Origin of the sequence: Streptomyces sp. NPDC002467 (assembly GCF_042889825.1) — a bacterium.
In the GTDB taxonomy this organism is placed as follows: domain Bacteria; phylum Actinomycetota; class Actinomycetes; order Streptomycetales; family Streptomycetaceae; genus Streptomyces.
The window spans coordinates 33484-59667 of the sequence record NZ_JBIARJ010000007.1 but is presented as its reverse complement, the minus strand read 5'-3'; the positions used below and the strand labels follow the sequence as shown (position 1 = coordinate 59667).

Below are 26184 nucleotides of genomic sequence, written 5' to 3'. Positions count from 1 at the left end.
CGTGGCTTGTTCAGTTCACCGGCCGAATACTCGTGGTCTGCCCGAGGTGCGGTGGCCGTGCGCTCGTCGCCCCTCTGCCCGGCCTCGCGGCGCCGAAGTACTTCAGTTCCATGCTCTTCCAGCCCCGCCGCCTCAGCTGCACCAACTGCGGGAAAGCCGCCGACTGGACGGCCGCGCGAAGGGGCAACGGTCTGGTCGGCGCGGTGCCCGGCGGAACCGAGGACCCTTTCTTCCGGCAGCCGCTGTGGCTTCAGACCCGCTGCGCTGGACGGATTCTGTGGGCCTGCGACGAGGAACACATCGACCGCCCGCAGCCGCACCCGCGCCGTCCGGGTCGATGCCCCCGGCTCCTCCTCGTGGACGACGTGGAGGTCGTGGACTGCCTGTCCGGAATCCTGGCAGACCCGCGGCACGGTGAACGCGGCGGTGTAGCACGGCTGCGAGCAGTACCGGCCGCGGTTGCTGTCAGCCGGGAGGCCTTGACTTCGGACTCGGTCCGGCAGTGGAAGCACGTCCATGTAACCCGGTTGCGGCGCGCGAGGCCGGAGCAGGCCTTCGAGCAGAACCGACCGCTCCCGGAGCCCTCACCCGCCGTAGCGGGACTCTTGGGAGGGAACTCCGCGCCGCACTGGTCGCAGGTGCGCTGTGGGCGTTCCCTGGAGGGCGCGCGGGTCCAGGAGCAGCACCGTGCGGGTCGCATGGCGGCCTCCTTGCCTCTGAGGTCGAACGTCCCGTGACACTGCTCGCAGATGCGGCTGCGGGGGTGCCGGCCTTGGAACGGGCGGCTGCCTGGGAATACGCTCCCCCTGCTGTGTGAAGTGGTTGGTGCCTGGTATCCGTTCGCCTTCATGCAGGCGTCATCCATGCCCATCAGACGGATCGACGCGCCGCTCGCGCCCTTCACGCCGTCCCGGTATTCGGCGACCAGTCGCCAGCCGCGCTGCTCGAAGCCGTCTTTGGCGTCGAACACCTCACCATCCTTGTCCTTGCGCTGCACGATGCCGGCGCCGGGCGGACTCCCCTGGCCTCCGCCGCAACGTTGTCCAACGCCGCGATGGGACCGAGGAGCGGGCCTACGCCGACAATCGCGGCGGCCCAGGCTCGGGCGAGGAAGGCTTCGACGGCGCCGAGTTCAAGGCCCTGGTCGACGTGGACGGTGGTGTCGTTGCGGCCGCCGTGCAGAAGTGGCTCGTCGACGCCGACAGATCGAGCCCGGCACCCCGATCGTAGGCCTGGAGATCCGGGGGCCTGGATGGCCCAGGATTGAGCGGGCGGGCGGCCTGTGCGACAAGGCTGGGTGTTCCTGTCGCACAGGCCGCACACCTCGTGTGGCGATCTCAAGCGAGTAGGCCAGATCGGCAATCGTGGGCGTACCTGCGTGAGGAGGACCAGGATCCGATTTCGTAAAGCGGTGCCCAGCGGGCACCCTGATCCACAGAACTGGAGGCCGCCGCGCGGCCGGGGAGGAGACGGCGATGCAGGGGAGCGTCCTGGCCGGCCGGTACCGGCTGGAGGAGCTGCTGGGTGCCGGGGGCATGGGCCAGGTGTGGCGAGGAACAGACCAGCGCCTTCACCGGCAGGTGGCCGTCAAAGTGCTCGCGCGCCCAGGGGATCGGGTGCTGACAACCCGGCTCCTCGCCGAAGCACGCGCTGCCGCAGCCCTTTCCGACCCGCACGTCGTAGCGGTTCACGACGTCGGAGAAGGCCAACTTGGCGGTCTTCCTTCGGTGTTCTTGGTGATGGAGCTGGTCGACGGACGTCCCCTGAGCGAGGTGCTGCACGAAGGGCCGCTCCCGGTCGATGATGTGGTGCGGTGGGGCGAGCAGATCTGCCAAGCCCTGGAAGCGGCGCACCGCGCCGGCGTGGTCCACCGCGACGTCAAGCCCTCCAACGTCCTCATCACGGGTACCGGCCGGATGAAGCTCTGCGACTTCGGGATCGCCCGCCGCGCCGTCGCCACGCAAGGGCTGACCGCGACGGGCGCGGCCATCGGCACTCCTGGTTACATGGCACCGGAGCAGATCCGTGGCGACACGGTAGGCCCGGCGACCGACCTCTATGCGTTGGGCTGCCTGCTGTATGAGCTGCTCACCGGCTTGCCACCGTTCACCGGAGAGGCGTTGTCGGTCCTGTCCAGACATCTGGAGCGGACCCCGATTTCGGTGCGCGAGCGCCGTCCCGAAGTTCCGGTCGCGTTGGACCGGCTGGTAGGGCAACTCCTCGCGAAAGACCCGGGGCAGCGTCCGGTCAGTGCGGCCGTCGTGGGCGACGCCCTGCTTGATGCCGGACGCGGCAGGGTGGCTACCAGGATCCCTCCACCCGCCACGCGCGACGAAGCAGCCGACCCTCTCGCCGACACTCGGACCGCGATCCGAGTTCGCCCCGAGGTCGACAAACGTGCACTGAAGTGGGGCCGCGGCCGTGCCTCGCTCCTACTGGGTGCGCTATTCGCCACGGACCTCCTCGTCCTCGCCGGCATGGCGCCGCTCTGGGCGGCCTTACTTGGGCTGGTCGCCACAGGGCTGGTCAGTCTGCTCTACGACGATGGAGCGTCCCTGGCGAGCAGGAGCCCGGAGCAGATGCGGGAATCGGGCGGGACCATCCTGCTGTCGCTGGCCGCTACCGTCATCCTGACGGCGGTACTGCTCTTCTGGAGCCCGGCGCCCTGGTGGGTTGCCCTGCTGACCGCGATGGGAGGCTGTCCCCTTCTGATGGCTTGCGCATCCGGCGTCGCCCGGCTGCTGACGCGGCTGGCCAGCACCGCCCAGCAGGCGGACATGGCAACCGGGGTGGGCTTGGCGAACGGGACGCTGGCCGCCCTGCTTGTTTCCCAAGAGAGGGTTCTCGTAGCCTCGGCTATGGGAGTGGGAACCTGGCTCGCGACCGCCGCGCTGACCGCCGTACTCATGCCCACCGTCAGACGTGCCTGACCCGAACTCCCCTCGAGACGACCAACAGAGCGGGAGCGACCTGGGCGTCTGACACCCCGCCGCAGGCCCCGAGCCGGCGCCGGGGAGCTCTCGACGGCAGCCCGGGCTACGAGGCCGGCGCAGCCGTGGCCGAAGACCTCGCCGACATGGACTAGGCGGCCGGACCATTCCGCCCTCGTAGTGCCACCAGGGGCCGTTGCGGGAGCAGATGGTGACGGCGTCGGACCACGCTAGAGCGGGCGATAGGTCTGGTACTTGCCTTCCAGCGACGTGGCCGCCGCATCAGCCACGTCTGTCCGCGGACCTGCCACACACTCCTCCAAGAATGCTCGGACCCGCTCACCTGGCCATCCGGCTGCTGCCGCGGCCGCCCAGAAGCGCAGTCCATCGTGAGAGTGCAGCGGTGCCAGAAAGTCGAGGACGTAGTCGACGGTCTCCGGATCCGGCACCGCGCGGAGCATGGCGACAGCGCAGAGGGCTCCGTCGGCAAGCGTGGGCGTTCCGCTGTCCAGGCACCATCGCAAAGGGGCTGAGACTCCCTCGTCCGCACCGCGCAGCCGCACGATCGAGTCGCCAAGAGCGCCATACACACTCGTGGCTTCCAGGGGCCGATGCGCCAGCTCACTCAGGAACGGGACCGCCGGCCGGTGATCGCACGCTCCGAGGGCCATGACCATCTGGTACTGGGTCTCCCACGTCCGCAGGTCGAGAACCTCGCGCTGAAGAGCTCGCAACAGCGCCGGTCCGGCGGCCGCGACAGCGAGTTTGCGCAGTCGTTTCGCAGCCGCACGACGCTTCGCCGAGGACCTGTCGTCAAGCTGAACGACCGCCTCGTCCAACGTCAACACCGCGTACCCCTCCCCATGAGATCTACTCGAGCGCAACGCTACGTGCTTCGACTGACACTGACCGGCGGGCAATGACCGCGGGCCCCAGACAGCCATGAGGGCTGTCGTGTGTTGGTCGGCTCGGAGCCCGTGGTCATGTCGTGGGCCAGGTGCCGAGTGCTCGGGCCAGCCGGTCGCTCTGCTCCTGGGTGATCCCTTGAGCCAGGCGGGCTCCGCACCGCGGGCTGCCCGGTTCGTCGCAGTGCAGGATGCCGGGAAAGTGCTGCTGGGTACCGGAAAGAGGGGAGAAGGAGGCCAGGGCCCACTCAGCCGGCTCCCAGAGAGGGTGGTCACGCAGGAGCGCATCTGCCAGTACGGGCGCGCTGTCTTCGGCGATGCCCACCTGGATGAGGGCGTCGCCGATCAGTGCGGCTGCGTCGCTGGGCAGGTTCCTGTCGCCGAGGGCCGGGAGCAGGAGCAGCAGGCGGACGTGTGGCGCCTGGACCCCGGAGGCGTGGGGGTCGGGTGTGCCGGCGATGTGCGTGAGCTCCCGCCAGGCCAGTCCGGGGCCGGCCTGGTGCCCGTCGACGGTGGCCAGGTAGCCGTGCCGGTCCCACTCGGGGTGGGAGACGAAGTACTCGGTCCCCGGGTCATCCGGGAAGTTGCGGCCCACGATGACCACGCTCTGGCCGTCGGCGAAGGGGATACGGAAGACCGGCCAGCGCTCCTCGTCGGTCAGGGCTTCGTACGCCGCATCCGTGTCCGCCTCGTCGGCGCCGAACCACAGCGGATCCGGTTCGTTCTCCTCGGTCTCGCACGTCCACAGCAGGTAGGCGGCCCAGAACCCAGGCAGGGCCGGCAGCGCCTCTCCGGCGACGAGGGGGTCGTTCTCGTATCCATCGATCAGCACGCGTCAGAGTGCCACCCGGCTCTGACAGGCTCTGCACCACCCGCGCCTTCCTGCCTTCCCGACCGCCCACCGTGCGCGAGCTCGTCAGCACCCGTCCCCGAGGTTGATCCCGAGGCCGCGGCGGAGTACACGACGCACAGCTGGATGAGCTCCATCGGGATCGCCAGGACGTGGAGCCAGACCGTGGTACCGGCGACGAGGCCCGGCCAGGTCTCCCCGAGCCGGCGGCCGTACCGTCCGCGGAGCCGCCGTGCGAGCAGCACGCACACCGCCACCGCCGCCAGGCCGAGGCACAGTCCGGCCCACCCCGCGACGTACTCCGTCATCGGGAAGGGCAGGTGGCGGCAGGCTTCGCGCTGTCGGTCGGCCCACGCGTGCTCGATCTCCTGCGTATGCAGGGAGGTGGCCACGCCGGCCACGGTCAGGAGCGGCACCAGAAGCGCCGCCGTCACGGTGCCGGGTGTGATGGCACCCGGGCTCGCTGTGGGCGCCTGGGGCACCGCCCGATGCAGGCGGCTAGCCGCAGTCACCGAGGATCGGCATCGATACGTCAGGGCTGTAGGTGGTCCACAGCATGAACAGTTCCAGCAGAATCGCCAGAACGTTGAACATGGCGCAGACGAAAGCCAAGAGCCCTGGCCAGGTGTCCCAAAGTCGCAGTCCGCGGCGTCGGCGGATCCACCGTCCAAGGAGTACGCAGACGGTCATGGCCGCCAGGCCGAGGAGCGGTCCCGACCACGCGAGGACGTATTCCATCTTCGGGAAGGGCATGTGCCGGCAGGCCGCCTGTTGCCGGTGCACCCAGTCCATGTCGATGTCTTCGACGCGCAAGGAGGTGACCACACCGAGGACGGCCATGACCGGGACGAGCAACGCCGTGAGCACCATGCCCGGCGTGACCGTCCGGTCCTGCGCGGCGCCCGAGACGGCGGCGGAGGATGAGGTTTCCATCAGTACCAATTCGGGTGGGGTCGGACGATGCGGATGCGCTGCTCGCCGTGGTTCCGGGTGGCGACGTGTTCGCGGCTCTCCAGACTCACGTTCTGGAACGAGCTGGTGTGCTGGGTCAGTTTGATGTCGCCGTCAGGAGTTACCGACGTCACGACGGCAGCGTGGTAGATCTCCCCCTGCGGCTCGTCCGGATCGGGGGCGACCTGCTCGTAGAAGATCATATCGCCGGGGCGTGCTTCTGATCTCGCGACTTCCTCGCCGCCGTTGTGAAGGAGGAAGCCGTGCAGGTCCTTGGCCAGCCCCCACGAGCGGGAGTGGTACATCCGCCGGTCGAGCCTGTCTATCCCCAGGCCGCTTTCCCGGCCCCAGGTGTTGTCCCCGCGGGGCCCCAGCCAGAAGTGGAACTTCTTCTGCATGCCTCCGGCCTCGAGGGCCGACGACGTGAAGTTGGCGCAGTTGTTCTTGAAGTTGAGATCATCCAGCTTGTCCCAGTGGTCGAGTGCGTACCGCACCATCTCGACCCGGTCGATCTTCCCGTCGGGTCCGCGGAGTTCGCGTCCGACCTCGGGCGGGAGGCCTTTGAGGTCGGCGAGGGTCACGGGGTCGGCCCGCATGAGGTCCTTCTGCTGCTGGGGCGTCAGGCCGTCCACCAGGCGCGGACGAGCTGCGGGTCCTTACCGACGGGGATGTCCGCCCTGAGGATGTCGAATTCGAGGTGGGATGCCTCGACGAGGAGCTCGTTGTGCGCCTGCGAGGTGTCGGAGACGTTGATGGTCTGCGCGAGCTTGTCCAGTTCGGCGGCGGCTTTCGCGTCCGCCTGGGAGGCCTCGCGCAGGGCTTCCGCTATCAGCCCGTCGACCCCGGATATGTGGCCGAGTTCCTTGGTGTAGGCGTCGCGTACGTTCTGCGGGACGTTCGGGCCGACGGGTGTGGCGCCCGTGTACGCGCCCACGGCGCGGCCGTCCTCGATGCTCAGCCCGTGCTCGCGCGCCGGCTCGGCCGTGTGGAAGAAGGTGCGTTGGGCGTAGCCCATGGTGTGGGCCAGGGCGTCGAGGACCATGGCCACGCCCTTCATGATGTCGCCGCCGGATTCGAGCCGGTCGGCGAGGTCTTCCAGGCGCGCCGGCCGGCCTGCTTGCCGGTGGCGTCCGCCCAGTGCTCGTCGAGCGGCTTCTTGCCCTGTGTGCGGATGTCCTCGCAGGCGGAGGAGGAGCGTCGGGCGAGGTCGACCCAGTCGTCCGCCGCCTTCTGCCACTGGTCCACGCGGCAGTCGTACAGGTCGTGATAGGCGACCACGGGTCAGTTCCTCCCGAAGTCGGCGAGACCGTGCTGGAGCCTGGCGAAGGCGTCCCTCGCCTGTGCGTCCGTGGTGTCGTAGGCGTTGGCTGTGGTGTGGAGGTTGTCGGCCATGGTGTTCATCTGGTTCCCCAGATCGACCATGTGGTCCTCCCAGGCAGTCGCACACCGCTTCAACGCCGAGGCCGAGGCCCAACCATGGTGGCCGCCGGCTGCCGTGTCACTCGAACCGAGGGACTTGCGGAGGTTCTCCAACGCCTTCTCGGCGGCCGCGCTCGCACCTCCCGCGCTTTGTCGTACGTAGTACGTCTTGATGTCTATGTCCACGGATTCCCCCCATGATCAATTCGTCCACATCCTAAGACGCCGCTTCTTCGACCCGATCGCCAATTGAGCCGACCATGACAGATGAGGGGTGAAAGGCCGAAGCCTCGGGCGCCGCGCGTCCGGAGTTCGATGCCGGGAGGTCCGCCCGCCGGTCGTACCAGCCGGCCCACCAGTCTCAGTCCCACCAGAACTCCCAGACAAAAGCGTCGATGAGTCGTTCCGCGTATGCAGCCAGCGTGCACGGGCGGCTGCCCTGCCAGACGTTGTCCGGGCAGAAGGCGAAGTGCTCTGCCGCGACCAGGAGAGCCTCATGCCTGTCCGCTGGTGGCGCGGCGATGGAGAGGTGCAGCGTGGAGAATCCGACCGCGACGACACGGGCTCCGAACCGGTGTTCCCAATCACGGACGACCGCGGAGAACTTCGCGGTGTCGCTGCCGTAATTGCAAGGCCCTGACCAGCCCGTGACCGCCAGCGCCTCGGCACCGGACGCTGCGGCGACCAGCCCCAGACGTGAGTCGGCAGTCGCGGAGAATCTTCCAGGTCTTCATACGGGCGAAGACGTGCTCAACACGTGCTCGGACCTGCTTGTGGGACCGGTTGTGTTCCTCCTTCCAGTCCGGGAGTTCGGCCTTCCCTTTCGCTGCGATCTCTCCGTTCCGTGACAGTGGAGTGAGAGACAGTGAGGTTCTGTGCGTTGGCGCGGGTCAGCGCCGATTTCCGGGGTGTGGCTCACTGTCATGGGTGTGAGAGATCGGGGCGATTCCACGGTCATGGAGCGGTATTCGTGCAGGTGGTGCACTGACACGAAACCGAGAGATCTCAACCACAGCAGGGGCGGCATCGGTTCATCCACTCGTGTGGGGCCTCGATGCCGGCCGGGGCACAGGCAAGGCCCTCGCGTTGCTGCGGGGGCCTTGACCGGTGTGGGGGTGGTTGGTTAGTCGGGGAACTCGTCGAAGTGTGCGCTGTCTCCGTGGAAGGTGAGGGGGGTACCGACGTGGGTGCCGTCCTGGCGGGTGACTTGGATGGTGTGGTCGCCGACCCACATGGCTGCCGCCTTGTTCGGGGGCGCCGTCAGGGTGTGGGTGACGGCCTTGTGTTCGAGGTTCTTGGTGGCGGTGCTGCGGGAGTAGCCCAGTGCCAGGCTGTAGGTGGTGGTGACCGAGGCGCTCGCGATTCCTGAGCTGACGCCTGCCTGTGCGCTGACGGAGATGCCGACTTCAGCGCTGAAGGTGTCGCTCCTTTCCCTCTCCACGCCGACCGTCACGGTTTCCGAGACGGACTGTGCGGTGCTGGTCGTGTTGTTGATGAAGCGGTGCATGAACCACGACGCGCGGCGTTCGATCCGGTAGAACGGGGAGTTCGTCAGCTTCCATGACGCCGGCTTGTCGTCGTCCTTCACGGCCATGAACGGCACCCACACCGCGTTGACCGTCGTCTCCGGTGTGCGGTCGGCCGGCCGGGTCGTGCCCGTCAGCTTCGGGAACCCGTCGGGATGCGGCTTCTCCTCCACCGGCATTTCGACGCACAGGATCCGCCGCTCCGGCGCCCCCTTCGAGGGCTCGTCCCAGCTCGATGCCGCGGTGAAGGTGTTCGGCGCGACCAGCGCCCGGTGGCCGCCGTCTCGTCCGTCCTGGTAGGCGGGCGGCACCTGGTTCGCCCACACGCTGAAGTAGTCCTTCGCCCCGGTGCCCTTGTCCTCGTAGATCCACTTCAGGTCCGCCATGTGCGTGAGGTCCTCCCGCACGCACATCACGTCCGTCAGCGCGGGCTTGTCGTAGGTGTTCTCCGACATGACGCAGCCCAGTGCGACGTAGCCGCCGGGCGCGACCGGACGCCAGCACGCGCCGTAGTGCTTGCCGCCGCTGCCCACGTCCTTCCACACGACGGTGTAGTCCTCGGGATGCGCCAGCGGCGGCTTCTTGCCCTCACTAGCCTTGGCCGGCCCGTTCTTCACGCAGAGCGAGACGACGTGTTCCTTGACCTTGGTGTTGGGAGTCTTGGGGTTCAGGTTCTCCGATCCCCACGCCGGCAGCGCGACCGTCCCGAGTGCGTGGAAGCCCTGTGGGGGCTTGGGGTGCCAGAAGCTCACCCAGTACTTGCCGCCCGTGTCCTCGTCATCCCATCGCCAGCTGTACTGGTCGGTGAAGGCAAGCTCCAGCTCACCGAAAACCATTGAATTGGTCAAGGTTGCTCCTTTGTGGCGGATTCATCCGTGTGTGACGGAATTCCTTGATCCAATTCGGCCATGCGCCCTCCCTGCACAGGAACCGCCTTCACTCCACCGGCGGAGCGCACCATCAAGCTCTCGGGAGCACGTCCACGGCGCATGCCCGGATACGGCTCCGGCGAGCCGGCCGCCGCCGGGGTATCGAGACGGACGCCGAACGAATCCAGCAGCTCTTCCGCGAGGAAGCCCTGCGTCAGCTGCCCCTCGTCGAGGACGCCATGGGCAATCAGGCACTGGCTCTGCTGCTGCAGCTGGACGCGGCCTGTCAGGCGGTCGATGACCTGGCGCGGGCCACCGAGGAGGCCTTTCGGTCGCACCCGGACGCGGCGATCATGCTGAGCTTCCCTGGGATCGGTCCCCAGGTCGGTGTCCGCATCCTGGGCGAGATCGGCGATGACAGGAGCCGGTTCGCCACGGCTGGAGGGCTGAAGGCGTACGCCGGCTCGGCCCCGATCACGCGGGCCTCGGGCAAACGCCGCTGTGCCGGACGCCGGTTCGTGAACAACGACCGGCTCAACCACGTCGGCCACCTGTGGGCCTTCGCCTCCCTCAGCGGTTCAAGCGGCGCGGACTCCCACTACAGGCGCCGCAGGGCAGGAGGAGACTGGCACATGCAAGCCCTGCGGCACCTGTTCAACCGGATGCTCGGCCAGCTCCACCACTGCCTCCTGGCACGGACCCCGTTCGATGAAGCAATCGCCTTCCCTCCAGAGCCCCAGGCAGCAGCGACAGCTACGGCGGGAACAGTACGGCTCTGTCTCACCGCTCCCACCCGACGGGCAGGATGTGTGGATGGCGAAGAGCGAGATGGAACTGCTGGCCCTGTTGCGTGAACTCGATGACCCGGAGCGGCTGGAACAGCCGCTGTACTACGACCGCGCGGCGACCGGCCTCAAGTTCGGCGGGCTGGTGCGCCGGCTCGAAGCGGACTTCGGCGCCTCGTGCGAGTCCGATCGGGACACCCAGGACTCCAGCGAGTACGGCCGCGTCCACGTGCCCGCGGACGCGACGGTCTGCGGGACGCGGATCGTGGTCTGCGTGAGCAAGTTCGGATCCCTCGCCGAGGTCTGCGCCGACAATCCGGGGGCCTTCCTCGGCACGGACGAGGCCCACGAGGAGGGGGCGCTGGACCTCGGAGACCTCGCCACCGTGGAGCGGGCGTTGGCCGACCTCGGCTACGTGAGTGTCCCCGAGGAGCTGCTGGAGAGCGACTACGACGGCCCCAGCAAACTGGAGTACTTCTCGGCCCGGCCCAGCTGGTGGACACGGTTCTTCGGCACGGTCTGGTGATCCACAGCCCCATGGCCCTCAGTCGACCCCCGCGTGCCGACTCGGACCCAGGGGCGAACCCGCGACAAGATGCGGAAGAGACGGCCCACCCCCACGGCTTGACGGTTTAACTGCATGAGGTGTCTTACCTCGCGATAGCCGAGGGGAGAGGTATATCCGTATCCAGGGGGCCGGCGAGACCGCGGAGGAGTACATGTACCGGTATGGCTCGTGAACGGATCCGGTGGCCTCTCGTCGTGGACCGCGCTCGGGAGATCGTGGACGGGTACGCGCCGCTCAAGGTCACGCTGCGACAGGTCATGTACCGCCTCGCAGCCGGGCCACCGCAGGCTGGCTTTGTTCACGGGTTGTGAAGCCCGTTCGTCATGACTTCGGGAGGCACCAGCCGCGGCCGAAGGTCGATGTTCACGAGAACCGGAGGCAGTACTCCACGGCCGGCCGCGAGACGGCGTCAGTGCCGAGCCACCGGTCGCCTGACTCCGTAGCCAGCGCTTTTGTCCCTGGCTACCCGACTCCCGCGGACGCCCGGATTGCCAGCGCTACGTCCCGGCACTGGCGATGCCGTCGGACGTCATGAACAACGGCTCGGCGCCCACGGCTGGGATGACTCCCGAACTGCTGTCAAAACGCTGCTCTTCGACGCGTACAAAGCCAGCGGGCCGCTGAGCGCGCCACCGCGGTGAAGCCCGCCCGCCCGGTCCGCGGCAGAGTGGAGGCATGGCCCGATGCCGCACCGCCGCACTCGGCTCATGCTTCCGGGTGCGTCGGCGAGCCGTCCGGCTCCAGCCCGTGGGGCCACTGCCGGTCGAAGGTAGAAAGAGACTGACCGGCGTCAGCCGCCTGACGATAGATCGTTTCGGCCCCTTCCCGGTCTCCGGCCTTCAGACGCTTCTCCGCCAGGCCGGCGAGGGAGTGGGTGTCTCCCGCATCGGCTGCCCGGTGGGCGAAGATCTGGGCACCCTCCCCGTCGCCGGCCTCCTCCCTCATCAGTACGAGCTCTCTGAGTGCTTGCGCTCCCGGGTCGAAGGCAGCGGTGACCCACGCGAAGACGCCGTTGTCCTGGAGGGCACTGGTGGAGGCGGTGTCGGCAACCGGCCGGAGGAGGGCCTCGGCACCCTCGCGATCACCCAAGTGCCAGCGCAGCCGGGCCAGGGTACACAGTGCGTGGACATGGCCAAGGTCCGCCACCCCGCGGGCGAGGGCCTGTGCACCGTCCCAGTCCCCTTCCTGACACAGCACTTCCACCAAGCGCTTCAGGGAAACGAGCTCACCAGCATGGGCAGCCCGCTGGTAGAGTGCCGCCGCCTCATCCCAGTCCCCTGCTTCGTCCCGCATCCGTGCCAGGTGGACGATGGCCCTGGTATCGCCGGCGTCAGCGGCCCGCTTGAGGGAGGCTTCGGCGCCATCCCGGTCCCCGACCATCTCTCGCATCAACGCCAAGCGGCACAGCGCGTCGGTGTGGCCGGCGTCCGCAGCCTGGAGGTAGAGGGCCTCGGCGCCCTCCACGTCGCCAGCGTGCCACCGCCCCTGCGCGATGTTGTGCAACGCCTCGATGTCACCGGCGTCGACGGCCCGCCGAAGGAGGGCCTCGGCGCCCTCTCGATCGCCGGCTCGTTCCCGCAGCAGTGCCGCACACTCCAGGCTGTGCTTGTCGCCGGCATCGGCAGCCCGGAGGTAGAGGGCTTCAGCCCCCTCCTGGTTCCCTGCCTCCTCCTCCATGTGCGCCAGTTTGTACATGGCGAAGCTGCTGCCGGCTTCGACGGCCCTTCGGTAGAGGACGGCGGCGTCTTCCTGGTCCTTGTACTCCAGCGTCTGAGCCAGAGAGTTCAGGACGCTGCTGTCGCCGGCCGCGAGGGCCGCTCGGTACAGGACGGCGGCACCGTCGTCGTCCCCCAGCTGCTCGCGCATCCGCGCCAGGCCGGCCAAGGCGCCGGTGGCGCCGGCATCGAGGGCTCTTTGGTACAAGGCAGCGGCACCGTCGTGGTCCCCCGCCCGCTCTCGCTCCCGCGCCAGGACGTACATGGCGCCGATGTCCCCGGCATCGGCGGCACGGCACCGAAGACGGTGAGCCCATTGCAGGCGGTGCCGGACCTCTGCGGCTCCGGCGAGGTTATTGAGACTGCTCCCGTCGGTGAGGTGAGCTTCAGCGGCAGCCCAGAACGAGTCGGGCGGGCACGCCCACTTACGGATGGTGCGGCCGTGCTGTTCGAGGAAATCCGCGAGGCGGAAAACGGGTCCGGCCGACGCCGCACATGCAGGGTCCGGTTCCGCTCGGTCGGCCGATGGGCGATAGGCCGGACGAGGATGGACACGGAGCAGAGGAGCCTGCTTGCCGTACAACGAGCGGGCGAGATCGGCGTAGGCGGCCTCTACCCAGTCGTCGGCGAGCCGGTCCCAGTCGTGATCGGTGATGTAGTCGGCAGCCGCCCGGGTGAGGAACGCCTGGGGGAGGTGGAGCCCGACGCCGAGGCGGCGGGCGTCCATCGCCGCCTCCAGCAACGCCCTTGCGGGCGGGCTGGCGTGCTCGTGGCGACGCAGCAGCTCGGGGGCGCCGGCGAGGTCCTGGGTGACCCGGCCGTTGGCACGGGTGCGGACGAGGGCATCGGCGAGCAGCCGATCGCCGTCCTCGGCGATGCTTTCGGCGGTGCGGAGCGCGTGCGCGTCGAACGTGTCGGGGACGGTGAGGGTGCGTCCGGCGAGGATCTCGCGGGTCCGGCTGTGGGGATCGGGTTCGCCGGGGCCGGGGACGTACGCGTACAGGTCGGCGCACTCGGGCCACAAGGTGCCCAGGACCAGGACCGGGCCGCGCCCGGGCTCGGTGAGGAGGGTGTGCAGTGCGGCGGCGATGCGCTCGCCGGTCTGCGGGTCGTCGAGGTAGTGCTGGGCGTCGTTGAGCCACACCACCGTGAGGGGCGCGACGCGTTCGAGGTCGGCGAGAGCCGCTTCGGTCCGGGTCGGATCGTAGGGGTGCCACAGCCGCCATCCGTCGGCGGCGAGCGGTTGTACGGCTTCCCAGCATGCCCGGGTCTTCCCGGTCGAGGACGGGCCTACCAGGACCACCATCCGGCTCCGGCCCTTCCTCGCCTCCTGCACGACATCGGCCAGCACCACGTCGTGGCCGCGCCGCACGTAGCCGGGTAACACCCGTCCCGGTCCGGGGGAGCCAGAGCGGGGGCCGGCGGCGGTCGCTGCGGGGATTCCTGCGACGACCCCCGCAGGGTGGACTTCCAGATCGTGCGGATCCCACTCGGTGATCAGCCTGCCCGGCCCCGGCGCGGGCGCCGGGCCGGGCACACCGACTGCCATCCGCCTTAGTTCCAGCAGTTCACCGCGCGGCAGGCCCAGCGCGGCTGCCAGCGCGCCGAGCGTAGCCGCGCTCGGTACGGTCCCGCCGTTCTGGAAGGCCGCCTGGATGGTGCTGCGGCTCAGGCGCGTGCGGGCGACGAGCTGAAGTTTGGTCAGCCGCGCTTCCTCGAGCCCGTACCCCAGCCGCTCGCGCAGCCGGATGAGCGCTTCATCAGGTGTCATAGGCTCCGCGCCCACACGCCCCCCTGCCCTTGCATGTCCAACAGTGTCCAGCTTCATCCGGCCGGACCTTGGGCACCACCGTTTCGGCGAACTTGGTCACGTCACTCACCTCACCGTTCCTGTCACGTCAGGGGAGATCGCCGTGAAGAACCACATCGCCACCGTCCTGCTCACCGCCGCCCTGGTCGTCGTCGTCGCGTTCCTGGCGGCCGCCGCCGCGGGCGTGCTGGCCCGCCTCGACGGCGCCACCTACCCCGCCGCGCTTGTACGCGCCAGCGCCGCCTTCGCCGCCGCTCTCAGCCTCGCGGCCGTTTTCGCCGGCGTGCTCGCACAGTTCCTGTCCTGAGCGCCTGCCAGCAGCGCCTTGCCGCCCCACTCACCCCTGTCCGGTCCCGGATGGCGCCTCACAGGTCAGGCCGTGCGCCGGGAGCTCGGCCATTGCTCGCGCATGCCCCAAGCGCCGGCGTAGAGGGTGCGGGGTCGTCGTCGCGGAGACGAGCAGGGCCGGGACGTCAGTTGTCGAGCACGCTCGGTGCCTCGACCGGCCGCTCCGTGGCGTCCGTGTAGGGGGCTGGATGGTGGGCCGGGGTCGGCGGTTCCCATCGGCCGACCCGCCGCCCGGCTCGCCCCCGCCCCCGACCAGTCCGCGGCGCCCGCTGCACCGTCCGCCGCCGCACCGTCCGCCGCGCCGGCGGCTGCCCCCGCTGCTCCTGCTCCGCCTCCTGCTCCTGCTCCTGCCGCGGAGCCGGTGGCGGTGAGCGCGGATGCCCGCGCGATGTGGAGGCCGCTGACCGAAGGCCTGTCCGTGCCGAACGACTTGGACCTGTCGGACCGGCCCGCGGTCCTTGGACAGCTTGGCGTTGGAACGGCGGCGAACAGCCGGCTGGTGTCCCTTGTGCGGGACTGCATCGGCTCCGAGTGGGAGACCGCCCTCTTGGTCAGTACCGAGGCCTGGCCGCTGCTCGCGGCCCGCATGGCCGGTGTCGCTCGCGGTCCGGAGGGAGAGCAGGGACTGCGCGACCGCCTGCAGGCCGGGCTTGGGGAGAGCACTGCCTGGCAGCAGGGTGGTTCGCCCGGTGGACTCGCGGGGCGCATGGTCGGTGCCACGTTGCGCGCCTGACCGCCCCGCCCGGCGCTCCGGTTCCCGACGGTCCCCGCGTCTCCGCCTCCGCTGCCCGCTCCCGTTCCACCACCACCCCCACCGGCGCGGCCCCCGGCCGGGCCGCGCCTGCGGTGCCCGCGCACCGGCAGGCGGCCGCTCAGACCTCGGGCCGGGGACGGGGCCGGTGACGGCCACGGCCCCCGGGCGGCGGGGTATCGGTGCGTGGGCGGGCGGCCTGGCGCTCGGGAGTTTTACGGCTGTAAAGCTCCCGAGCGCCAGGCCCGGCCGGGACCTGATCGCCGTCGAGGGCCTGCTGCTGGCCGGCGCGCTGCTCGCGGCGGGCTGGCGGGCGGGCCATCTCGGTCTGGTGGAGTTGGACTTCGTGTTGACGTTCCTGGGCGGCATGGCCGGCGTGGTCACCCTGTACCGGGGCGCGGTGTACCGGCCGCGGCCGCTCCGCCGCCGGCCGGACCGCTGCTCGGCCCACTCCACGCCCAGCTCGGCGAGCACGCCGAGCTGCGCCCGGTCGAGACGGTCGCGGCGCTGCTTCTGGTTGGCGGTTCATGGGCGTAGGGCTGCTGCCGGTCCACGGTCCAGCCCTGTGTCGTGGGTTCTGGATGTCGAGGATTGCGGTGTCGTATGGGCTCGGTGCGCAGTGGCTCGAGCCGGTGGCATCCGCGTGCCTTCACTTTGATCAGAAGGGTTATCAGTGACTGAGATTGTGCTTCTCACGGGTTCCGAGGCCGACGAGACCCCGGCGTCGATCGCGGGGCGCAATGGTTATGACGCCGTGGATGCGGACAACACCAACATCAGCCTGCTGATTGCGATGCTCAAGGAGCAGGTCGTGGAGAGTGCCTATGTCCGGTCGTGGAACGGCCAGAGTGGGGACTTCGTGCTGCGCAGCACCGGAGCGCTGGGGCCGTATGACGCGTTCACGAACAATGCTTACTACGCGTTCGGCGTGGAGAAGTCGGCTGGCTGAGGGGTCGCAGGCGTCCCTGCACGGGGTCTCTCGGAAGAGGCCCAGGGTCATGCCGCCCCGGAAGCGGGCGGCGGTCATGGAGCCTGCCCGTGACCGGGACCGTACAAAGCATCCGGCGGCTCGTCCCCGGCTCGTCTGATTCTTGCTGGTTTGCCGTGGATCGTTAGTCGGTGGGGGCGAGCAGCTGGTCCAGGAGGTTGGCTTCCGGCTCGTTTCCGCTGAAGTTGTGGTTGCCGCTGCCCCAGGCGCCGCCATTGCCATTGTCGACCACGCGCCTGGCCTGGTCGATGCCGGTGGTGTCCGAGCCGATCCCTTCTGCTGCGGCCGGGACGGTGGCGATGAGGAGCGCGGCGCAGGCAAGGGCGGTGGAAGTGATCGTCTTCATACCGGCACAACGACGGATCGCGCCCGAGGATGCTCTGGGATGTCCAGCCGTGTGAGGGACCGCGTACGGGCGGGTATCAGCCTGACCTCTACCGGGCCCAGTCCACGCCCAGCTCGGCGAGGGCTTGGAGCTGGGCGTGGTCGAGTCGGTCGCGGCGGGCTTTCTGGTTGGCGAGCCACACCCCCGTGCGGTGCTCGCTTCCGTCGGGGTGGTGCTCGATGTGAGACCGTCCCGGTACACCGCCGCCTTCCCGTTCCAGGTACTGCGTCAGGGCTTGAAGGCCGGTCTGGAAGGCTTCCGCGCCTCGCACGGACGTGAAGGTCGCGCTCGTCTTGATGGGCGTCTGGCGGGCCCGTACGACCCGTGCCGGGGTGATGCCGAGGGCACCGAGCCGGGCTTGCTGCTCGGCGTTCAGCCGGGCCCAGTCCCGCTGTTGGGTGGCGAGCCAACGGCCGATGTCTTCGCCGTGCCGGGTCACTCCGGCGGTGATGGCTTTCAGGCGGGTGCCTTCGGCCAGGAGCTGGGTGAGGTAGGTGTAGTGGCGCTGCCAGTCGACCGTCCACCCGCGCGCCGCGGGGTTCCAGTCCTCGTCGATTGCGGCCAGCGCTGCCGCTCGCCGTGCGGCGCGTACCGCGTCTTTCCCGAGTCCGCCGGGTCTGCGGACGTTGGTGAGCCACTGCCCGACTTGGATGTCGAGGATGGCGGCGCCTCGTGCGGCGGCGAGGGTGCCGTGGAGCCGGTGGTAGGCGCGGGCGGCGGCGAGGTTGGTCTCGAAGGCGGCGTCGGCGGTGTCCCACACGATCCCGAGCTCCTCGAGCTCGGCGGCCCGTTCGCCGGTCATCTGTCCGGCGCGGAAGGTGCGGCGCTGGTCGGAGAGCCACCGCCCGAGCGGGTACGGGCCTTCGGTGTGGTCGTAGGGGACCTGGAGGTCGCCCTCGCGTTCCCGGTACCGGAGGGCCGCCTCGACGCCCCTCCGCCAGTCCTGACGTTCGGTGTTGAAGACATCATGCGCCCTGAGCCCATTTATCTAGGGGTGGTTGGAGTACGAGGGATGTTTGTTCTGGTTGTCACCTGCGGGAATGGTCGCGTGACGATCCCTGGGTGAGGGCGGGGGAGTGGTGGTTACATTCGGCAGGTGGAGCGCATCTATGCGGGAGAACGGGCCGTCTCCCCGGCAACAGGAACCGTCCGGTGGGTCGTGGTCGACTCCCGGTCCTATGAGCTCGTAACACGATCATGAGTCGGTCTTGTTGAGGCGTCTCCAGCGGATGAGGCTGCAGGCCAGGGTGACGAAGGCGTCGTGGAGTTCGGTGCGGCGTTCCCAGCGGACGGCGAGTCGTCTGAACTGGTGGAGCAGGGCGAAGGTCTGCTCGACGACGTAGCGGAGCTTGCCCATGCCCTTGATGTTCGGGGCGCCTTTGCGGGAGATGACCGGCAGGATCCGGCGTTTACGCAGCTCATCGCGGTTGGGGTTTGAGTCGTATCCCTTGTCGCCGAGCAGGGCCTCGGGGCGTCTGCGGGGCCGGCCGGGACGGCCTGCCACCGGTGGGATGCCGTCGACCAGGGCGAGGGTCTGGGTGACGTCGTTGACGTTCGCCGCGGTCGTGATGACTCTCAGCGGGGTGCCGCGTCCGTCACAGATCAAACGGTGTTTGCTGCCCGTTTTCCGCCGGTCGACCGGCGACGGACCGGTGTCGGCGCCCCCTTTTTCGCGCGGATGTGGGAGCCGTCCACGCAGGCCCTGGACCAGTCGAGGCGGCCGGCTGCGTTCAGCTCGGCGAGCAGGATCCGGTGCAGCTGGCAGAAGACTCCGGCCTGCTGCCACCGCTCCAGCCTTCGCCAGCAGGTCTGCCCCGAGCCGAACCCCAGCTCAGGGGGCAGGAGTTGCCAGGCTATGTCGTTGCAGAGGACGTACAGGATGCCCTGCAGACACAATCGGTCGGCCACCGGCCGCGGCCCTGGCGACCTCGTCGGCCAAGGCGGCAGCAGCGGCTCGATCAACGCCCACAAGTCGTCGTCCACGATCCACGGCCGAGTACTCACACGATCACGAACGGCCGAATCGTCACACCGGTCACGGCTGACCAGAACATCTCATCAAGATCTTGTTACGAGCTCAAAGTGGGCACCCCGGCTGCTCGGCGTTCATGTTCACCGGTCAGTGTCTGGGCCGGCAGAGGTGGCGCAACTGGTCGGCACGGTTGCGGACGCCGCCGAGGTCACCGTGCTGCCTGGCGACGGCGCGACCGCGCGGACCGAGCTGCACACGGCGGCCGCCAGGGCCCTGGCGGCCGCCGGTGAGCGGCCGGGGGCGGATGTGAGGGCAGAGCTGGCTGCCGTTCGCGCGGGGTGCCGACGCGCGGCTGTCGCCCTCGGCCTGCGCGTACCCGTCGCTTTCCGGTCCGGGTCTGCGTCGGATGAGGTGTGAGCGACGCCGGGCGGGCCGGGGTCAGGAGTGGCGGTAGTCGTTGAGGTAGCTGCGGGCCGCGGCCTCGCTCGTACCGAGCGCGGACGCCACCTCCTTGAGCGGCACCTCCAGGGCGGCGAGTTCGTACACGGCGTACTGGCCAGTCTGGGCGATGACGTACCGCAGGTCAGCGAGGGCTTTCAGTGCGACCAGCGGCTCCTCGACGGCCAAGCCATCAAGGACGCGGACGAGGTTGTTGAGAAGACCGGTGAGCTCCGCGGGGGAGCGGTACTGCCGCATCCCGGATCAATGACACGTGTGCCTCGTAGTCCACAACCGGCCCCGACAGGTCGACATCCGCCTCATACAGCGGCTGGTCGCCAGGGAGGGTGCTCCAGTCGAGCGGGTACTCGGCCGCGCCCCGCCAGCCGCAGGAGCAGCCGCCCCGCAGGAGCGCCGCCCGGGGTGGGCCGTGCCGGCCGTCGTAGCAGTGGCACTCGGTCGACGACGGCATGCGCGAACCGCTGCCCACGTCGAAGTACACCGGCCCCGGCTCGCTGCCGTCGTCCAGCAGCACCCCCACCGATCCCTCGTGCGCGGCACCCAACGCCTCCAGCACCCTGTCGACCACAATCCACCCCTCCCCGACGCCCGATCGGGCCGGTCCACTGGCCGGTCCGCGACCTCCAGACTGCCCGGGCTCAGGCGTTGGCACCCCGGGATCCACCGAAAGCGGTACAGGCGACCGCCCATCGGCCAGCTCTCGGTGGATCGGCCGCCTGGTTGCCGCCGCGGCCCCCTTCTCAGGACATGGCCTTCACGAGATCCTCTCGGGACATGGTTGACCGGCCGGGGAGGTTGGCAGCGGCGGCCTTCTTGTAGAGGTCGGCCTTCGACAGCCCGCTCAGGCCTTCCTTGGGTGTCGAGCGGATCCGCTTCTCGGCTGGCGGCTTCTTCGCGGCCGCCTTTGAGGAAGCGGAAGCCTTGCCGCCCGTGGCCTTCGGGCTGCCGGCGCGTCGACGCTGCCCCGCAGGGCCTCCATGAGATCGACGACGCCGGTCGGCTCGGCGGCGGGTTCGGCCTTTTCCACGGTTTCGCCGGCCTTCTTGGCCTCGATGAGGGCGGCCACCTTCTCCTGGAATGTGTCGTGGAACTCGTCCGGGTCCCAGCTCATGCTCATGGCGCCGATGAGCTGCTCGGCCATCTTCAGCTCCTTGGCCGTGGCCTTCGCCCTGCCGGGAAGGGTGTCGATCTCGGCGTTGGGGGGTCTCTGATCTCGTCCGCCCAGTGCAGCGTGTGCAGGGTCAGGAGGCCGTTCTCGGCTTTGAGGGCGACGAGGTACTCGTGCTGGCGCATCACGAAGGTGGCGATGCCCGCCTTCCCGGCCTTGGCCAGGGCCTGTTCCAGGAGGCTGTAGACCTTGCTTCTCTGGGGGAGCAGGTGTGGCGCGAGGTGGTGGACGGAAAGTCTGTGCAGCTCAGCCCGCGAAGCACTCACGGTAGGCGTTGCAACAGGTGTGGCGCTATCGCCGGTTCGGGTGAGTCGCTCCTCAGGCCGGTTGCGGGCGTGCGCCGAGGGCTATGACGGCGGCTGCCGCTGACAGGACGGCGAGCAGTGCGAACAGTGCGGGGTAGCCGCCGAGGGGTCCGGCCAGGACTGCGCCAGCGAAGGGGGCGAGGGCGGCGGCCGCGTGGGCTGGTGCGCCGAGGAGGCCGGAGAGTCGGCCGTAGTGGGTGGTGCCCCAGCGGTCGGTGACGGCGGTGGCCTGGAGGAGGGTGAGGTTGCCGCGGATCACCCCGGCGAGGACGGACACGGCGACGAGCAGGGCGTAGGGGCCGGCCACGGCGGCGAGGGCTGCGGTGGTCAGGGCGCCGAGTGTGATCAGGGTCACGGTGCGGGCGGTCACGCCCAGGCGGCGGGCGAGAGTCGCGTACAAGGTGCGGCCGAGGGTCTGCCCCGCCCCGCCGAGGCCAAGGGCCCATGCGGCCTGGGTGGTGGTGTAGCCGCGTTCGATCAGGAGGGGGACGAGGCCGATGACGACGGCGTACATCGCGAACGCGGACAGGGTGAAGGTGACGGCCAGCATCCGGAACGCCCGGCTGCGCACCACACCCTCGTGGCCACTGGTGACGTGCGGCGGGCTCGGCGGAGCCGGCGGCCAGGGAGCCTTCAGCGCGATCGCGTGCGCCGGGATGGTCAGGGCCGCGAGGATGCCTGCGAGGACTACGTAGGTGGCGCGCCAGGACATGTGGTCGGCGAGGATCGCGGTCAGGGGTGCGAAGACGGTGGAGGCGAGTCCGCCGGCGAGGGTGACGATGGTGAGGGCGCGGACGTGGTCGGGGGCCCACCAGCGGGTGAGGGCGGCGAAGGCGGGCTGGTAGAGGATGGCGGCCATCGCCGCTCCGGCGAGCAGCCATCCGGCGAAGAAGACGGCCGGGTTGGGGGCTGCGGCGATCACCAGCAGGCTCAGCGAACCCAGGACGGAGCCGGCCGTCATGACGGTGCGGGGCCCGCGGTGGTCCAGGACGCGGCCGACGTAGATCCCCGCTATGGCGGAGACGACGAGGGCGGCGGAGAACGCCGCGGTGGTCGCGCCCGTGCTCCAGCCGGTGTCGGCGGTGATGGCCGGGTTGAGGACGATGAAGGCGTAGTAGACGATGCCCCAGCCGGTGATCTGCGTGGCGCAGAGGGCGGGCAGGACGGCGCGTGGCCGCGACCGGACCCCCGTCCCGGTCGCGGCCACGCTGGCCTTGGTGTTGGGCACGTTCAGCAGCCGCCGGAGGAGAGGGGGGCGCCGATGGTGAGGGTGGCCGGGGCCGCGCAGCACCCGCCGCCGGTCTCCTCCGCGGCTGCGGGCTCGTCGAAGAGACCGGCGCCGCCGCACACCCCGGTCTCGGGGAGGGTGAGTTCGACGCGCTCGGCAGCTTCGTGGTCGCCGGCGAGGTGGGCGGCGATGGATCGGACCTGCTCGTAGCCGGTCATGGCGAGGAAGGTGGGGGCGCGGCCGTAGGACTTCATGCCGACGAGGTAGACGTCCTTCTCCGGGTGGGAGAGCTCGTTCACGCCGTGGGGGTAGACGGTGCCGCAGGAGTGCTGGTTCGGGTCGATCAGCGGAGCCAGCTCGACCGGCGCCTGGAGGCGCTCGTCGAGACCGAGACGGAGCTCGTTCAGGAAGGTGAGGTCGGGACGGAAACCGGTGAGGACGATGACCTCGTCGACCGGGTCCAGGCGGCGGCCGTCCTCCCCGACGAGGACCAGCCGGCCGTCACCGTCGCGCTCGACCGCGTCCGTGCGGAAGCCGGTGACCGCGTCCGCGTAGCCGCCGTCGACGGCCGCCTTCGCGGCGAGACCGAGGGCTCCGCGGGCGGGCAGTTGGTCGGCCTCGCCGCCGCCGAAGGTCGAGCCGGAGATCCCGCGGCGCAGGATCCATGTGGCGTGCGTGCCCTGGCCGTCGTCGGCCTTGGCGAGATCGGCGAGGTAGGCGAGGGCGGTGAAGGCGGAGGCTCCGGAGCCGATGACCGCGGTGCGCTTCCCGGCGTAGCGGGTGCGGATCGCCGGGTCCTTGAGGTCCGGGACGCGGTAGGTGATCCGGTCGGCGGCGGCCTTCTCGCCGAGGGCGGCGAGTCCGCTGCCGCCGGCGGGGCTCGGGGTTGACCAGGTACCGGAGGCGTCGATGACCGCGCGGGCGAAGACCCGCTGCTCGCGGCCGTCGGCGTTCTCGTAGTGGACGACGAAGGGCTGGGCCTCGCGGTCGGCGTCGACGATGCGGTCGCGCCCCGTGCGGGAGACGCCGGTGACGCGCGCTCCGTAGCGCACCTGCTCCCCGAGGACGTCGGCCAGGGGCTGGAGGTACCGCTCGGCCCAGTCCCCGCCGGAGGGGTAGGTGTCCTCGGCGGGCTTGACCCAGCCGGTCGGGGCCAGGAGCTTCTCGGCGGCCGGGTCTACGACCTCGCCCCAACGGGAGAACAGCCGTACGTGGGCCCACTCGCGGACGGTGGATCCGGCGACGGGTCCGGCTTCGAGGACGAGGGGTTCCAGGCCGCGGTCGACGAGGTGGGCGGCGGCCGCGAGTCCGGCGGGGCCGGCCCCGATGACGACGACGGGCAGCTCGGTGGTGGTCTCGCTCATGACGGGTCTCCGGGTCTTGAAGCAGGCAGCGGGGTGGGTGGGGACGTCAGGTGGTCAGCAGCAGCCGGTGCCGGCGGTGACGGCTTCGCGCTTGGCCTGGGGGTCGCAGCAGGCTCGGGCGGCTTCCGCGCTTTCGCTGGTGCCGCAGCACGGTGCGGACTGGGTGGGAGCCGCCTCGGCGGCGGGCTGTGCGGGGGCGGGGCCGCAACAGGTGCCCGCCGTCTCGGCGCGGTTGGGGCTGGTGGGGGTGACCGGCTCGTTCATGACGACTCCCTCGTGTTTCGAAGTTTGTCTATGGCTTGTGTGATCAGCATGGCACCTGTATCGATAGACGTCAACATAGACATTCATCTATTTCTCGGGAGTTGCCGTGGAGCACGTGGAAGCCGTCGTCATCGGAGGCGGGCAGTCGGGGCTGGCGTCCGCGCATGAGCTGGTCAGGGCGGGGCTGAAGCCGGTGGTGCTGGAGGCGTCGGACCGGGCGGCCGGGTCATGGCCGCGCTACTACGACAGCCTGACCCTGTTTTCCCCGGCCCGGTTCAGTGCACTGCCCGGTATGCCGTTCGGTGGGGATCCGGACCGCTACCCGCACCGGGACGAGGTCGTCGCCTACCTGTCGGCCTACGCCGCCCGCCTGCAGGCCGACATCCGCACCGGACAGCGAGTGACCGCGGTCCGGCCCGACGGCAGCGGGTTCACCGTCGAGCTGGAAAGCGGCGGGCACCTGTCGGCGCGGGCGGTGGTCGCCGCCTCGGGCAGATTCGGCCGCCCCCACATCCCGCACCTTCCGGGCCGTGAGACCTTCGCCGGGCGGGTCCTGCACGCGGCCGACTACCGCAGCCCGGCCCCGTTCGCCGGGCAGCGCGTCGTGGTGGTCGGGGCAGGGAGCTCTGCGGTGCAGATCGCCGCCGAGCTCGCCCGCGATAGCCGGACCACGCTGGCCACGCGCGCGCCGGTGAAGTTCGCCCGGCAGCACCTGCTGGGCAAGGACCTGCACTTCTGGCTCACCCGTACCGGCCTGGACGCCGCCCCGCTCCGCCGGCTGCTGAAGAGGTCGCCCGCCCAGCCGGTCCTGGACGACGGCCGGTACCGCGCCGCCTTCACCGCAGGCGCCCCCGACCGGCGCCCCATGTTCACCTGCCTCGACGGAGACCGGATCACCTGGGCCGACGGCGAAACCGAGCGGCTGGACGCGCTGATCCTGGCCACCGGCTACCGCCCCCACCTGCCCTACCTGGCCGGACTCGACGGCGCCCTCGACCCGACCGGACACCCCCGCCACTGCGACGGAGCCTCCTCCGTTCATCCGGGCCTGGCCTTCGTCGGGCTGGAGTGGCGGCGCAGCCTGTCCTCGAACACGCTGCGTGGAGTCGGCCGGGATGCCGCCCGGGCGGCCCGCCGTATGGCCGCCCACCTGGCCCGCAACTGACCCCCTGCCGCCTTGGTTCGATGTGTGTCAACATAGACGCATGTCGAATGTGAAGGTTCTGCCGTTGCTGGAGCCCGACGTCGTCGCGGCCTGCTGCCCACCGCTGAACGAGCGCCCCATGTCGGCCGAGGAGGCCGAGGTCGCGGCGAAGATGTTCAAGGCTCTCGGTGATCCCGTGCGCCTGCGGCTGTTCTCCGCGGTCGCCTCCCACGAGGGCGGGGAGGCGTGCGTGTGTGACATCTCCGATGTCGGCGTCTCCCAGCCGACCGTCTCCCACCACCTGAAGAAGCTGAAGGAGGCCGGGCTGCTGTCCTCCGAGCGCCGGGGGACCTGGGTGTACTACCGGGTCGAGCCGTCCGTACTCGCCGCCATGGGCGCGCTGCTGGCCGGCGCCGCGAAGGCGGCGTGACCGGCGTGCGGATCGAGGAACTCCTTCCGGAGCACGCCGAGCAGGTGCTGGGCATTTACCAGGCGGGGATCGACGAGGGCAATGCGACCTTCGAGACGCAGGCCCCGGAATGGGCCGTGTTCGACAAGGCCAAGCTGCCCGGCCACCGCTTCGCCGCCCTCGATGACGACGGCCGGGTGCTGGGCTGGGTCGCGGCGAGCGCGGCTTCGGACCGGTGTGCGTACGCGGGCGTGGTCGAGCACTCCGTCTACGTGCACCCCGCCGCCCGCGGACAAGGCGTCGCCAAGGCGCTTCTGGGTGCGCTGACCGCCTCCACCGAGGCGGCCGGCATCTGGACGATCCAGTCCGGCATCTTTCCCGAGAATGCTGCCAGCCTTGCCGTCCACGAACGGGCCGGCTTCCGAGTCATCGGCACCCGCGAGCGCATCGGCCGCCACGACGGCGTGTGGCGCGACGTCGTCCTGCTCGAGCGTCGCAGCCCGCTGATCAGCTGAGCCCGCCGTCCAGGGTGAGCTGGCGGCGGTGGAAGTCGAAGTGCTGTGTCGGGTAGCGGTAGATGTCGGCAAGGGTCATGACGTCCTGGAAGAACGGGTCCCAGCGGACGGGGAAGTGCATGCCGCGGGCCAGGGCGGCATCCGATTCCGCTGCGAGCTGGCGGTGCAGGGAGTCGATGACCAGGTCGAACGCGGCGGCCGTGCGGCGTGGCCCGAAGACCTTCACGGCCCCGCACGGGCCGACGTAGTTGACCCAGTCGAACGGCCCGGTCGCGGCGTTCAGCGCACTGGCGAAGGCCTTGCCGGCGCTGCGGGGGAGCCGCGAGAAGACCCGGGCGACGACCAGCAGCACGCGGGCGATCATGTAACCGAAGAGCATGTGCCACAGGAGCTGCTCGTTGGTCCACTTGGTGCCGCGGGTGGGGCGGGCGAGGTCGGCTTTCGTGGCGTTGTCGAGCAGGTCGTGGAAGGTCTGCCGTTCGCGCTCGTAGTCCGCGTACGCGGCCTGCCGGTCCATCGTCATCTCTCTCGTTCATCGTCCTCGCCCGTCCACCGC

General features: G+C 69.9%; 29 protein-coding genes and 2 pseudogenes. 9 read left to right on the top strand and 22 right to left on the bottom strand.

Annotation, left to right across the window (positions count from 1 at the left end):
- Positions 1-1475: 1475 nt before the first annotated feature.
- Entirely contained in the window at positions 1476-2930 is a 1455-nt protein-coding gene (locus tag ACFYYJ_RS16535; protein ID WP_389132936.1) for a protein kinase, read from the top strand.
- Between the two features lie 230 nt (positions 2931-3160).
- Here the strand turns inward: ACFYYJ_RS16535 and ACFYYJ_RS16530 are convergent, their stop codons facing one another.
- The 11 genes and pseudogenes from ACFYYJ_RS16530 to ACFYYJ_RS16480 form a co-directional block, all read right to left on the bottom strand.
- Positions 3161-3778, bottom strand: coding sequence for a HEAT repeat domain-containing protein (locus ACFYYJ_RS16530; RefSeq protein ID WP_389132933.1), 618 nt, complete (start codon positions 3776-3778; stop codon positions 3161-3163).
- 133 nt (positions 3779-3911) lie between these two features.
- On the bottom strand, positions 3912-4667 hold the full coding sequence (locus ACFYYJ_RS16525; protein WP_389132930.1) for a hypothetical protein: 756 nt from the start codon (positions 4665-4667) through the stop codon (positions 3912-3914).
- The gene (locus ACFYYJ_RS16520; protein ID WP_389132927.1) at positions 4661-5119 is read right to left on the bottom strand and encodes a hypothetical protein; all 459 of its coding nucleotides are present in this window, start codon (positions 5117-5119) and stop codon (positions 4661-4663) included. The genes ACFYYJ_RS16525 and ACFYYJ_RS16520 overlap by 7 nt, the downstream gene beginning before the upstream one ends.
- Positions 5120-5183: 64 nt before the next feature.
- Entirely contained in the window at positions 5184-5618 is a 435-nt protein-coding gene (locus tag ACFYYJ_RS16515) for a hypothetical protein (RefSeq protein WP_389132924.1), read from the bottom strand.
- On the bottom strand, positions 5618-6268 hold the full coding sequence (locus ACFYYJ_RS16510; protein ID WP_389132921.1) for an amidase domain-containing protein: 651 nt from the start codon (positions 6266-6268) through the stop codon (positions 5618-5620). Before ACFYYJ_RS16510 ends, ACFYYJ_RS16515 begins: the two co-directional genes overlap by 1 nt.
- Positions 6256-6684 (bottom strand): hypothetical protein, encoded by a 429-nt coding sequence (locus ACFYYJ_RS16505; protein WP_389132918.1) that lies wholly within the window; start codon positions 6682-6684, stop codon positions 6256-6258. The genes ACFYYJ_RS16510 and ACFYYJ_RS16505 overlap by 13 nt, the downstream gene beginning before the upstream one ends.
- A 5-nt stretch (positions 6685-6689) precedes the next feature.
- Entirely contained in the window at positions 6690-6914 is a 225-nt protein-coding gene (locus ACFYYJ_RS16500) for a hypothetical protein (protein ID WP_389132915.1), read from the bottom strand.
- Between the two features lie 3 nt (positions 6915-6917).
- A complete protein-coding gene (locus ACFYYJ_RS16495) occupies positions 6918-7241 on the bottom strand; it encodes a type VII secretion target (RefSeq protein ID WP_389132913.1) in 324 nt (107 codons plus the stop codon).
- 175 nt (positions 7242-7416) lie between these two features.
- Complete coding sequence (locus tag ACFYYJ_RS16490) at positions 7417-7713, bottom strand: DUF4253 domain-containing protein (protein WP_389133509.1); 297 nt, start codon at positions 7711-7713, stop codon at positions 7417-7419.
- Positions 7640-7879, bottom strand: a pseudogene (locus ACFYYJ_RS16485) (transposase family protein); the annotation flags it as partial. The pseudogene ACFYYJ_RS16485 and the gene ACFYYJ_RS16490, both read right to left, overlap by 74 nt.
- 299 nt (positions 7880-8178) lie before the next feature.
- Positions 8179-9429, bottom strand: coding sequence for a Vps62-related protein (locus ACFYYJ_RS16480; protein ID WP_389132911.1), 1251 nt, complete (start codon positions 9427-9429; stop codon positions 8179-8181).
- Between the two features lie 137 nt (positions 9430-9566).
- Between ACFYYJ_RS16480 and ACFYYJ_RS16475 the strand changes: the two are divergent.
- A pseudogene (locus ACFYYJ_RS16475) lies at positions 9567-10304 on the top strand (transposase); the annotation flags it as partial.
- Positions 10264-10761 (top strand): hypothetical protein, encoded by a 498-nt coding sequence (locus ACFYYJ_RS16470; protein WP_389132910.1) that lies wholly within the window; start codon positions 10264-10266, stop codon positions 10759-10761. The pseudogene ACFYYJ_RS16475 and the gene ACFYYJ_RS16470, both read left to right, overlap by 41 nt.
- Before the next feature lie 747 nt (positions 10762-11508).
- Here the strand turns inward: ACFYYJ_RS16470 and ACFYYJ_RS16465 are convergent.
- Positions 11509-14289: a hypothetical protein gene (locus tag ACFYYJ_RS16465; RefSeq protein ID WP_389132907.1), complete on the bottom strand. Its 2781-nt coding sequence runs from the start codon at positions 14287-14289 to the stop codon at positions 11509-11511.
- 142 nt (positions 14290-14431) lie between these two features.
- On the opposite strand from ACFYYJ_RS16465, the gene ACFYYJ_RS16460 reads away from it, so the two are divergent.
- The 3 genes from ACFYYJ_RS16460 to ACFYYJ_RS16450 all read left to right on the top strand — a co-directional run bounded on the left by ACFYYJ_RS16460 (position 14432) and on the right by ACFYYJ_RS16450 (position 16376).
- Positions 14432-14635: a hypothetical protein gene (locus tag ACFYYJ_RS16460; RefSeq protein WP_389132904.1), complete on the top strand. Its 204-nt coding sequence runs from the start codon at positions 14432-14434 to the stop codon at positions 14633-14635.
- 408 nt (positions 14636-15043) lie between these two features.
- Entirely contained in the window at positions 15044-15409 is a 366-nt protein-coding gene (locus tag ACFYYJ_RS16455) for a hypothetical protein (RefSeq protein WP_389132902.1), read from the top strand.
- A 691-nt stretch (positions 15410-16100) separates the two neighbouring features.
- Positions 16101-16376, top strand: coding sequence for a hypothetical protein (locus ACFYYJ_RS16450; protein WP_389132900.1), 276 nt, complete (start codon positions 16101-16103; stop codon positions 16374-16376).
- Between the two features lie 163 nt (positions 16377-16539).
- On the opposite strand, the gene ACFYYJ_RS16445 is transcribed toward ACFYYJ_RS16450, so the two are convergent.
- The 9 genes from ACFYYJ_RS16445 to ACFYYJ_RS16405 form a co-directional block, all read right to left on the bottom strand.
- Positions 16540-16761 (bottom strand): hypothetical protein, encoded by a 222-nt coding sequence (locus ACFYYJ_RS16445; RefSeq protein ID WP_389132898.1) that lies wholly within the window; start codon positions 16759-16761, stop codon positions 16540-16542.
- Between the two features lie 88 nt (positions 16762-16849).
- A complete protein-coding gene (locus ACFYYJ_RS16440; RefSeq protein ID WP_389133507.1) occupies positions 16850-17788 on the bottom strand; it encodes a helicase associated domain-containing protein in 939 nt (312 codons plus the stop codon).
- A gap of 207 nt (positions 17789-17995) precedes the next feature.
- A protein-coding gene (locus ACFYYJ_RS16435; protein ID WP_389132895.1) for an IS5 family transposase occupies positions 17996-18804 on the bottom strand; the annotation gives its coding sequence in 2 pieces (ribosomal slippage) (positions 17996-18484 and positions 18487-18804; 807 coding nt in all).
- A 406-nt stretch (positions 18805-19210) separates the two neighbouring features.
- Positions 19211-19468, bottom strand: a complete 258-nt coding sequence (locus ACFYYJ_RS16430) for a hypothetical protein (protein ID WP_389132892.1) — start codon at positions 19466-19468, stop codon at positions 19211-19213.
- Between the two features lie 604 nt (positions 19469-20072).
- Positions 20073-20372 (bottom strand): hypothetical protein, encoded by a 300-nt coding sequence (locus ACFYYJ_RS16425; RefSeq protein ID WP_389132890.1) that lies wholly within the window; start codon positions 20370-20372, stop codon positions 20073-20075.
- A gap of 2 nt (positions 20373-20374) precedes the next feature.
- Positions 20375-20665 carry a Ku protein gene (locus ACFYYJ_RS16420; protein ID WP_389132888.1) on the bottom strand — a complete coding sequence of 97 codons (291 nt, stop codon included), beginning with the start codon at positions 20663-20665 and terminating at the stop codon, positions 20375-20377.
- A gap of 52 nt (positions 20666-20717) precedes the next feature.
- Positions 20718-21932, bottom strand: a complete 1215-nt coding sequence (locus tag ACFYYJ_RS16415; protein WP_389132886.1) for an MFS transporter — start codon at positions 21930-21932, stop codon at positions 20718-20720.
- 2 nt (positions 21933-21934) lie between these two features.
- A complete protein-coding gene (locus tag ACFYYJ_RS16410; RefSeq protein ID WP_389132884.1) occupies positions 21935-23296 on the bottom strand; it encodes an FAD-dependent oxidoreductase in 1362 nt (453 codons plus the stop codon).
- Positions 23297-23350: 54 nt separating this feature from the next.
- Positions 23351-23560 (bottom strand): hypothetical protein, encoded by a 210-nt coding sequence (locus ACFYYJ_RS16405; RefSeq protein ID WP_385367239.1) that lies wholly within the window; start codon positions 23558-23560, stop codon positions 23351-23353.
- 106 nt (positions 23561-23666) lie between these two features.
- Here ACFYYJ_RS16405 and ACFYYJ_RS16400 point away from each other — a divergent pair, with 106 nt between their 5' ends.
- The 3 genes from ACFYYJ_RS16400 to ACFYYJ_RS16390 are packed head-to-tail and all read left to right on the top strand — an operon-like array spanning position 23667 to position 25628.
- Positions 23667-24725 (top strand): flavin-containing monooxygenase, encoded by a 1059-nt coding sequence (locus tag ACFYYJ_RS16400; RefSeq protein WP_389132881.1) that lies wholly within the window; start codon positions 23667-23669, stop codon positions 24723-24725.
- A 40-nt stretch (positions 24726-24765) separates the two neighbouring features.
- Positions 24766-25134: an ArsR/SmtB family transcription factor gene (locus ACFYYJ_RS16395; RefSeq protein WP_389132879.1), complete on the top strand. Its 369-nt coding sequence runs from the start codon at positions 24766-24768 to the stop codon at positions 25132-25134.
- A complete protein-coding gene (locus ACFYYJ_RS16390) occupies positions 25131-25628 on the top strand; it encodes a GNAT family N-acetyltransferase (RefSeq protein WP_389132877.1) in 498 nt (165 codons plus the stop codon). Before ACFYYJ_RS16395 ends, ACFYYJ_RS16390 begins: the two co-directional genes overlap by 4 nt.
- Here ACFYYJ_RS16390 and ACFYYJ_RS16385 read toward each other — a convergent pair.
- Entirely contained in the window at positions 25621-26151 is a 531-nt protein-coding gene (locus ACFYYJ_RS16385; RefSeq protein WP_389132874.1) for a DinB family protein, read from the bottom strand. The genes ACFYYJ_RS16390 and ACFYYJ_RS16385 overlap by 8 nt on opposite strands.
- Between the last annotated feature and the right edge of the window lie 33 nt (positions 26152-26184).

Coding starts and splice junctions, on each gene's coding strand:
- ACFYYJ_RS16405 (WP_385367239.1), bottom strand. CDS start 23,560: ATGAACGAGCCGGTCACCCCCACCAGCCCCAACCGCGCCGAGACGGCG.
- ACFYYJ_RS16385 (WP_389132874.1), bottom strand. CDS start 26,151: ATGACGATGGACCGGCAGGCCGCGTACGCGGACTACGAGCGCGAACGG.
- ACFYYJ_RS16410 (WP_389132884.1), bottom strand. CDS start 23,296: ATGAGCGAGACCACCACCGAGCTGCCCGTCGTCGTCATCGGGGCCGGC.
- ACFYYJ_RS16515 (WP_389132924.1), bottom strand. CDS start 5,618: ATGGAAACCTCATCCTCCGCCGCCGTCTCGGGCGCCGCGCAGGACCGG.
- ACFYYJ_RS16395 (WP_389132879.1), top strand. CDS start 24,766: ATGTCGAATGTGAAGGTTCTGCCGTTGCTGGAGCCCGACGTCGTCGCG.
- ACFYYJ_RS16425 (WP_389132890.1), bottom strand. CDS start 20,372: ATGGCCGAGCAGCTCATCGGCGCCATGAGCATGAGCTGGGACCCGGAC.
- ACFYYJ_RS16430 (WP_389132892.1), bottom strand. CDS start 19,468: ATGCGGCAGTACCGCTCCCCCGCGGAGCTCACCGGTCTTCTCAACAAC.
- ACFYYJ_RS16470 (WP_389132910.1), top strand. CDS start 10,264: ATGGCGAAGAGCGAGATGGAACTGCTGGCCCTGTTGCGTGAACTCGAT.
- ACFYYJ_RS16535 (WP_389132936.1), top strand. CDS start 1,476: ATGCAGGGGAGCGTCCTGGCCGGCCGGTACCGGCTGGAGGAGCTGCTG.
- ACFYYJ_RS16445 (WP_389132898.1), bottom strand. CDS start 16,761: ATGAAGACGATCACTTCCACCGCCCTTGCCTGCGCCGCGCTCCTCATC.
- ACFYYJ_RS16465 (WP_389132907.1), bottom strand. CDS start 14,289: ATGACACCTGATGAAGCGCTCATCCGGCTGCGCGAGCGGCTGGGGTAC.